The sequence below is a fragment of the Legionella norrlandica genome (genome assembly GCF_000770585.1).
Lineage (GTDB): Bacteria > Pseudomonadota > Gammaproteobacteria > Legionellales > Legionellaceae > Legionella > Legionella norrlandica.
In genome coordinates this window covers 1-7399 of record NZ_JNCF01000096.1, presented here as the reverse complement: position 1 = coordinate 7399, position 7399 = coordinate 1, and the positions used below count along the sequence as shown (strand labels likewise).

Below are 7399 nucleotides of genomic sequence, written 5' to 3'. Positions count from 1 at the left end.
TGTTGAGGCTCTTTTTAAGATGGAATCATCCTCAGCTAGGTTGTCTTACCCCAATTGACTTTATAAAGGTTGCAGAAGAATCTGGTTTAATCATTCCTATTGGCGAATGGGTTTTATGCGAAGCATGTAAGCAAATTAATTTATGGGAAAAGAAAAAAAAAATTTGCCCACGTCGTTGTCAATCAATATTGCAATACAACAATTAAAACAAAATAATTTTGTATCTACTGTGAATACAATCCTTAAAAAATATAAAGTAAAACCTGAAAATCTTGAATTCGAGTTCAATGAAAATATTTTGATAAACCATCTTGATGTTCTCCATACCATTCAACAACTAACCGACCTAGGTATTAAAATTGTCTTGGACGATTTTGGTACTGGTAAATCTTTTTTTAACTATCTCAAGCACATAAGTATAAAAAGGCTCAAAATTGATCGGTCTTTTATTAATAACATTGACCATTCAAAAAATGATGAGGCTCTTATTGAAGCAATAATTGCCATGTCTCAAAGCTTTGATTTTAAAGTGCTTGCTGAAGGAGTTGAAACCCCGAATCAAATTAGTTTTTTAAAAGATCAACATTGTGAGCAGGCCCAGGTTATTTACTAAGCCAACCTATGATAGCTTCAGACTTAGAAGTACTTCTAAGAAAATTTATGCATTAATAAAGAAATATTTTAAAAAAAATTGCTCATTTTGTACTCACTCCACCATTATTCTCACTTAAATCAAAAAATTTTATAAATTTTACAGCGATTTATAGTGACAACTGTTACTAAAGTAAGGTACCGTTCTGAGATGAATGACATCAGTCATCCGTTAAAGCTAACAATAACTTATTATAAATAAAGAGGTTTTTTTAATGGATATAATAACGCTTCAATTTGAAGAACCACTTATTATTCGTATTTCGAATACCGTTGTTAAAATACTAGCCTTTAAAACTCAGGAAAATGGTAATATAAAATTTGGTGTAGAGGCACCAAGATCAATTAATGTACACAGAGAGGAAATTTTTCATGCAATTAAACAAAAAGAATCTCTTAGTATAGTTGAATAAAACTTTTTTTGCAGTCCAGACTAGACAACGTCCCTAAAATTTTTTATAGCTATCCCAGACTGAATTTGAACACATCTTTTTCAGATGTACCGATCGCACCTCTCCCGTACTAGGAATTTGAGTAGTATGAGAGACTTTTTCGCGAGATAAGGGTTGGAGAGAGGGGATGTGGTGTAAGTAGCTTCCAAAACCTAAGGGATTTCATAGTAAGAATGATCGGCTGTTTATGGGGACAATATGCTGGCTGCTTCAGTGTCATGCCAATGATGTTTCGGCTAATGAACATTGTAAATTTTTTGGCTGATAAGGTCGGATAGAATGAAGAAAATGATGATAGGTATTTAGTGAGGACGGCTTAATGCGTGCTATACCTTCCAGATATTTTTTCTTACTAGGAGGGACAATTGTTTGCCTGTCGTTCATAGTTCTGTCCATCAATTATTTCATCTATCAATTTCCCGGGAATAATTATTTTCCTCCCAATACGCCACTTATCGGCAGTATTATCCTTTTAAATTATATTGGTTTGATTTTAACGTTTGATAGAACCCATAGAATCACACTTTCTGGTTTAGAGTTAATCAATCTTTTTGCGGTTATGTCAGTAATTGCTTTAGCAACCAATGCAGTCCAATTAACTCCATTCTCTCCTATCGATAAACAAATTATAGCGCTTGAGAAACAATTTGGCATTGATATGGTTGCTATTTTAGAATGGACAAACAAACACCCTCACTTGAAATATTTGTTATCCATTATCTATGATAGCTTGGCCTATCAGATGAGCTTTATCCCCTTATTTGTGATTATTTCAGGACGATTTCAGGTTCTTAAAGATTATTATTTCCTCCTGCTTTCCACTACTTTACTAGGTTTTTCTTATTACTATTTTTTCCCAACGACGGCGCCCGCCAGTGAAATTCAAAGTAGTTTATTTGCTCCTGAACAAATAGCAACTGGGCTTAAATTTCATCAAATTCATAACCATATCCAACCCACTACTATTGAAGGAGGGCTAATTGCTCTTCCTTCCTTTCATTCAATCTGGGCAATTTTATGCTCCTATTTGATTAAAGATTGGTTTACTCCTTGTATTATATTATCAATTATTAATCTTTTACTGATAGCTTCTTGCGTATTACTAGGCTGGCATTACCCTATCGATATTTTCGCTGCTATAACGCTTGTTGGGTTATGCTATTATTTATTAACGAGGATCAAAATTGAGAACGAAGAGGAAGAGTAATAATTTTAGAAAAAACTCAACTATTTCTCATAGGATTGTTTATCACCCTAACCGGTGTTCCAACAGAGATAAGACTATACAAATGCTCTATATCATCAGGAAGCATACGAATACAACCGGCACTCACTTTAGCACCAATACCATCAACATGATTTGAACCATGAATCAAAATAGTTGGCCAAGCCAAGCGTAAGACATATTTTCCTAAAGGGTTATGTGGGCCGGGAGGGAAAGTGCCAGGGATTGGAGCACCAATATCTTCAGCGGCTTTTTGTAGCTTTATTGTTGGACGCCATGTAGGATTAACCTCTTTGGATATAACTTTAGTTAACCCCAAAGGGGTGTCCCAACCCTCCCTGCCTATGCCGACAGGTAGGTAATTACGATATTCTCATCAGGGGGGAAATAATATAATCTGTATTCCGCCAAATTAATTATAATGCCTCTTTGGGGCACTCTAGGTAGAGTAAAGCGAGATGGGATAATTAATTTTGTGTTGGCAGCAAGGGGATATTTTGGATCCACACCTGGATTGGCGCGAATCATTTCATAGTAGCCAACATTAAATCGCCTGCCGACTTCATCTATCGTTTCTCCAAACTCGGAAAATGCCACTTGCATCTCGCCGACAGTATTTCCTGTTTCAGGCAATACATAGACACTTGCAAAAGAACATTTGCTAAGCAAGATAATTAAATACACTATTTTTTTCATAAAATTTGGCCTTCAAAATCATCATGACGTTGTTTTGAAATGTCTTCCAAATACTTATAGTTGGTACCAAACAGGCCGAAACCGAGAGGAAGACGGAAAATCAGTATATTCCGCTCCCCCACTGTCTCGGATCGCGTTATTTAGTACCAGCAGAAATTACAAATTGGTGTCCACTTTAAAACGCTCACCAAATTTGGATTCAAAAGTCTTAAATAAAGTTTCCAATTTATCTTTGCCAAAATCCTTAGCATAGTTCATAGGGCCGCCACGGAATGGAGCAAACCCTGTCGCAAAGATCATCCCGGCATCTAATAAATCAGAATCTGCAACTACTCCTTCGCGCAAGCAGGCAGCCGATTCATTCACCATACGTAAAATCAATCGATCAGCAATTGTTTTATCGACATGGACAGGCGCCTTTTTCTTAATGGCCTTACCATTTTTATACTTATAAAACCCTTCTCCTGTTTTACGCCCTAGCTTACCTGATTTTACCAAATCTCTTAATTTTTGCGGTATAGTGCCACCAAAATGACTGGTTAAATTCTCGGCAACAGCCAGACAAACGTCCATACCTACAGTATCAGCCAGCTCAACAGGTCCCATAAACATACCAAATTGAAGTGCTGCTTCATCTATAGTTTCAGCACTATATCCTTCATCTAACAATTGTACACACTCCATCAGATAAGGCATAAGTACTCTGTTTATTAAGAAACCAGGACTTGATGTAACTGGTAAAGGAAGTTTGCCAATTTGGCTTACGAAAGAACAAGAATTTTGCTGTATTTTTCTGTCAGTAATTGAACTACTTACTACCTCTACTAAGTCCATCTTAGCCACGGGATTAAAGAAATGAATACCAATTAATCGTTCTGGCTTACTCATGACACTGCTGATTTCATCAAGTGGTATGCTAGAGGTGTTTGTTGCTATGATGGCATTCTTTTTGGCATTTTTCTCCACTGTTTTCATTATTTCTTGTTTAACAGCCAAATTCTCGAAAACTGCTTCAATGATGACATCAGCTCGCTTCACACCATGCCCTTCCGGGTCTGGGACTAATCTATCCATTGCTGCTTGAATCAATCGTGGTTTACGTAATTTTTTACTATACAGTTTATGTGCCCTGCCCAATGCAGGAGCAATTTGCTCATAAGATTTGTCCTGTAGAGTGACGTTAAGACCACGTAAAGCACAGCATGCGGCAATGTCTCCTCCCATGACCCCTGCACCAATAACATGGACATGAGCTGCTTCGAAGTGGTTATCTTTGGCAAATCCTTTTAAGCGTTCCCGTAACAAAAAGGCTCTAATCAAGTTTTTGGCTGTTTCATTTTGAGAAACCAGTTTCTCAATAGAATCAGCTTCTTTTAGATAAGCTCTCTCACCTAAGCCCCCTTCTTTTTCCCACAAATCAATTACAGCATAAGGGGCAGGATAATGTTCTTTACGAACACGTTTCGCGACATTATGACGTAATAGATAAGCAATTGGCTTTCTAAGCAGTGAACTATTTGTTAAGCTCTCAATGAATGAGGGCCTGTGTCTAGATGGTTTATTTTTAATAAAATATATGGCTGCTCTTTTGAGCTGGCGAACTGGCACTACTTCATCAATCATTCCTAGATTTTTGGCTTTAACAGAAGGTATTGCGCTACCCGTTAAAATCACTTGCGACAAGGCTTTAAAGCCTCCGATAAGTTGAGGTAAGCGCACTGTCCCCCCCCACCCAGGATGGATACCTAACATAACTTCAGGTAATCCGATGCGAGTATCTTTATCATCCGTTGCGATTCGATAGGTACATGCTAATGCCAATTCATAACCACCGCCCATGCAGAAACCATCGATCATGGCAACACTAGGAATAGCTAAAGTTTGTAGCCTAGTAAAAACAGTTTGTCCTTTCTGTAAAAAATCAACTGCTTGTGAAGAGTCTTCAAATTGAGAAAAAACATTAACATCAGCACCGGCAATAAATCCTTTTTCTTTAAGCGAATAAATAACCAGACCTATTGCTTTTTTATCATGTGATATTTCATGCAGTAAGCTGTTTAATTCGTCCAATACTTCTTCATTAATGCTATTTACTGCAGCATCTTTTCTATTGAGTCCCAACCAAAGTATAGCTTCTTTATCTCTTTGCAAATCCCAATGTTTGTAATTATTCATGTTCCTTCACCTCGGTAACTCGTTCAAGATACATAGCACCACCTTGTCCTCCACCAATACAAATGGCCGCTATACCCCGTGATTCATTTCTCTGTTCCAAAGATTTCAAAACATGTAGCACAATACGGGCTCCACTGGCACCGATAGGATGCCCTGCTGCAATAGCACCTCCCTCTCTATTAAGTCTTTCTAATGATGGTGCTCCTAAAGCCTCTTTAAGCCCGAGTTGCGTTTTACAGTAATCCTCATCATTCCATGCAGCCAAGCAACCCAGAACTTGTGCTGCGAACGCTTCATTTATTTCCCAACAATCCAGATCTTGAGGTGTTAAATTTTGCCTCTTCAATATGGGTGTTACTGCATGGACAGGTCCCAATCCCATTTGGGAAGGATCTAATGCCGCCCATTGGGAATCTACAATGCGACCTAAGACTGGCAAGTGATATTTTTTTACAGCCTCGGCACTGGCTAATAATAGCAAACAAGCCCCATCAGTTATTTGAGAACTGTTACCTGGAGTGACCATCCCATATTTCTTGTCAAAAAATGGTTTTAGTTTTGATAATTTTTCTACTGTTGAGTCAGTCCGAATACCATCATCCTGAAGATAAATACGTCCTTTATAATCAATAATCGGGACTACTTCTGACATCCTGTTTTCAGCGTAAGCTTGCGCAATCCTCAGATGACTTTGATTAGCAAACTCATCCATTTGTTCTCTTGTAATATTAAACCGATAAGCAACCTTCTCAGCTGTCTGCCCCATGTTTAATCCAACAATTGGATCCGTAAGGCCTCGAAGTAAAGCGATAACTGGTGCGAAATAAGAAGGTCTAAATTTTGTAATCAAACCTAATTTTTGACCCATACTTTTTGCGGTAAACCATTCAGCTAGCCAAGAAGCCATTTTTTCATTAAATAATAAAGGAGCGCGGCTCATCGCATCAGTTCCACCAGCAAGAACCAAATTACTACGGCCTGTTGCAATTTGAATGGCGGCGTTATCCAATGCTTGCATGCCAGAAGCACAATTCCTCATGACAGTAAATGCAGGAACTTTATCACCACAACCCAAACGCAAAGCAATCACTCTTGCAATATTAGCTTCGTCAGGTCCTGGCATAGCACTACCAATAATCACTTCATCAAGTTCTTCTGGAGAAATCGGTTGACGGTTTAAGAGAGCCGTACCAGCTGCAACTGCCAAATCTGAACTAGAAAATGGACCTACTCCTTTTGCTTTAAGAAATGGCGTTCGGCTTCCATCGACTACATAAACGTCACGACCACTTAAATTCGACTGGTATTTCATTAGTCCTCCTTGTTAGGGCCTTATACTTAAGAGACTGAAGTATGTATGTAAGGGTCTCTATATCAAAATCAACTGAAACAAAGATTAGCAGCATTCTTTATATTTTGGAAATTTTAAGATGATTTTCTGAAAAAATATAATAATTAAATAGTTCTGAGGAAAGTATAATGACAGATTAATATAAACTCACTTTTAATTTAAAAAAGGTAATAACACAAATCCATTTTTAAAAAAAAAAAAGTTGATGATTTTATGAACATTAATATCGCTAATCGCGCTTAAATTTTGATTTTCACCATTTTCTGTAAACAGAATTATTGACGCCTGATAAATACCTGTTATACTCCGCTACCATTGATTGGAGAGATGGCCGAGAGGTCGAAGGCGCTCCCCTGCTAAGGGAGTATGGGAGAAATCCCATCGAGGGTTCGAATCCCTCTCTCTCCGCCAATCAACGCGCCCGTAGCTCAGTTGGATAGAGTATCTGGCTACGAACCAGGGGGTCGGAGGTTCGAATCCTTCCGGGCGCGCCATTTAACAGTATTTATATTTTCTACTTTTTTTATTTAACCTAAGAACCTGTTTAACATCACAGCAATGTGATGTTGAGTTATCGGCAAACACTAAGAATATATCAACGCTATGAGCAAAAAGGCGATGCAGGCTTAATCCACGGCAACCGTGGTCGAGTCTCAAGTCGAAAGAACCCGCATCAAGAATCGATTATAAACCGATATGTAGAAAGATATGAAGATTTTGGCCCAACATTAGCATCGGAATATTTGGAACGAGATGATTTTCATGTGAATCATGAACATTAAGGAAATGGTTAATAATAGAAGGTTTATGGAAAAAGCAAAGAAAACGGGCTCTTCCCCATTTCCGGGG

Annotated in this window: 9 protein-coding genes and 2 tRNA genes; 7 read left to right on the top strand and 4 right to left on the bottom strand. The window is 38.0% G+C overall.

Annotated features, from left to right (window positions below; genetic code table 11):
- From OK13_RS14300 to OK13_RS13310, 4 genes are all read left to right on the top strand, one after another.
- A partial coding sequence (locus OK13_RS14300; RefSeq protein WP_160264759.1) for an EAL domain-containing protein occupies nt 1-206 on the top strand: 206 nt, incomplete at its 5' end.
- The gene (locus OK13_RS13320; RefSeq protein WP_035891576.1) at nt 143-613 is read left to right on the top strand and encodes an EAL domain-containing protein; all 471 of its coding nucleotides are present in this window, start codon (nt 143-145) and stop codon (nt 611-613) included. The genes OK13_RS14300 and OK13_RS13320, both read left to right, overlap by 64 nt.
- Nucleotides 614-866: 253 nt before the next feature.
- Nucleotides 867-1064, top strand: coding sequence for a carbon storage regulator (locus OK13_RS13315; protein WP_035891574.1), 198 nt, complete (start codon nt 867-869; stop codon nt 1062-1064).
- A gap of 358 nt (nt 1065-1422) precedes the next feature.
- The gene (locus OK13_RS13310; RefSeq protein ID WP_035891572.1) at nt 1423-2310 is read left to right on the top strand and encodes a phosphatase PAP2 family protein; all 888 of its coding nucleotides are present in this window, start codon (nt 1423-1425) and stop codon (nt 2308-2310) included.
- A 16-nt stretch (nt 2311-2326) separates the two neighbouring features.
- Here OK13_RS13310 and OK13_RS15600 read toward each other — a convergent pair whose 3' ends face one another.
- The 4 genes from OK13_RS15600 to OK13_RS13295 form a co-directional block, all read right to left on the bottom strand.
- Nucleotides 2327-2647 (bottom strand): L,D-transpeptidase, encoded by a 321-nt coding sequence (locus OK13_RS15600; RefSeq protein WP_241480575.1) that lies wholly within the window; start codon nt 2645-2647, stop codon nt 2327-2329.
- A 23-nt stretch (nt 2648-2670) separates the two neighbouring features.
- Complete coding sequence (locus tag OK13_RS15595) at nt 2671-3024, bottom strand: L,D-transpeptidase family protein (RefSeq protein ID WP_241480574.1); 354 nt, start codon at nt 3022-3024, stop codon at nt 2671-2673.
- A gap of 156 nt (nt 3025-3180) precedes the next feature.
- Entirely contained in the window at nt 3181-5199 is a 2019-nt protein-coding gene (locus tag OK13_RS13300) for a 3-hydroxyacyl-CoA dehydrogenase NAD-binding domain-containing protein (protein WP_035891571.1), read from the bottom strand.
- Entirely contained in the window at nt 5192-6511 is a 1320-nt protein-coding gene (locus OK13_RS13295; protein ID WP_035891570.1) for an acetyl-CoA C-acetyltransferase, read from the bottom strand. Before OK13_RS13295 ends, OK13_RS13300 begins: the two co-directional genes overlap by 8 nt.
- 360 nt (nt 6512-6871) lie before the next feature.
- On the opposite strand from OK13_RS13295, the gene OK13_RS13290 reads away from it, so the two are divergent.
- The 3 genes from OK13_RS13290 to OK13_RS16225 all read left to right on the top strand — a co-directional run bounded on the left by OK13_RS13290 (nt 6872) and on the right by OK13_RS16225 (nt 7332).
- Nucleotides 6872-6961 (top strand) — tRNA-Ser (locus OK13_RS13290).
- A gap of 6 nt (nt 6962-6967) precedes the next feature.
- Nucleotides 6968-7044: transfer RNA gene (locus OK13_RS13285), tRNA-Arg, on the top strand.
- Between the two features lie 69 nt (nt 7045-7113).
- Entirely contained in the window at nt 7114-7332 is a 219-nt protein-coding gene (locus OK13_RS16225) for a helix-turn-helix domain-containing protein (protein ID WP_035891568.1), read from the top strand.
- Nucleotides 7333-7399: the final 67 nt, after the last annotated feature.

What these genes read in the sequence shown, in the direction of transcription:
- OK13_RS13300 (WP_035891571.1), bottom strand. Translation starts at nt 5,199, where the DNA reads ATGAATAATTACAAACATTGGGATTTGCAAAGAGATAAAGAAGCTATA.
- OK13_RS13295 (WP_035891570.1), bottom strand. Translation starts at nt 6,511, where the DNA reads ATGAAATACCAGTCGAATTTAAGTGGTCGTGACGTTTATGTAGTCGAT.
- OK13_RS16225 (WP_035891568.1), top strand. Translation starts at nt 7,114, where the DNA reads ATGTTGAGTTATCGGCAAACACTAAGAATATATCAACGCTATGAGCAA.
- OK13_RS15595 (WP_241480574.1), bottom strand. Translation starts at nt 3,024, where the DNA reads ATGAAAAAAATAGTGTATTTAATTATCTTGCTTAGCAAATGTTCTTTT.
- OK13_RS13320 (WP_035891576.1), top strand. Translation starts at nt 143, where the DNA reads ATGGGAAAAGAAAAAAAAAATTTGCCCACGTCGTTGTCAATCAATATT.
- OK13_RS13315 (WP_035891574.1), top strand. Translation starts at nt 867, where the DNA reads ATGGATATAATAACGCTTCAATTTGAAGAACCACTTATTATTCGTATT.
- OK13_RS13310 (WP_035891572.1), top strand. Translation starts at nt 1,423, where the DNA reads ATGCGTGCTATACCTTCCAGATATTTTTTCTTACTAGGAGGGACAATT.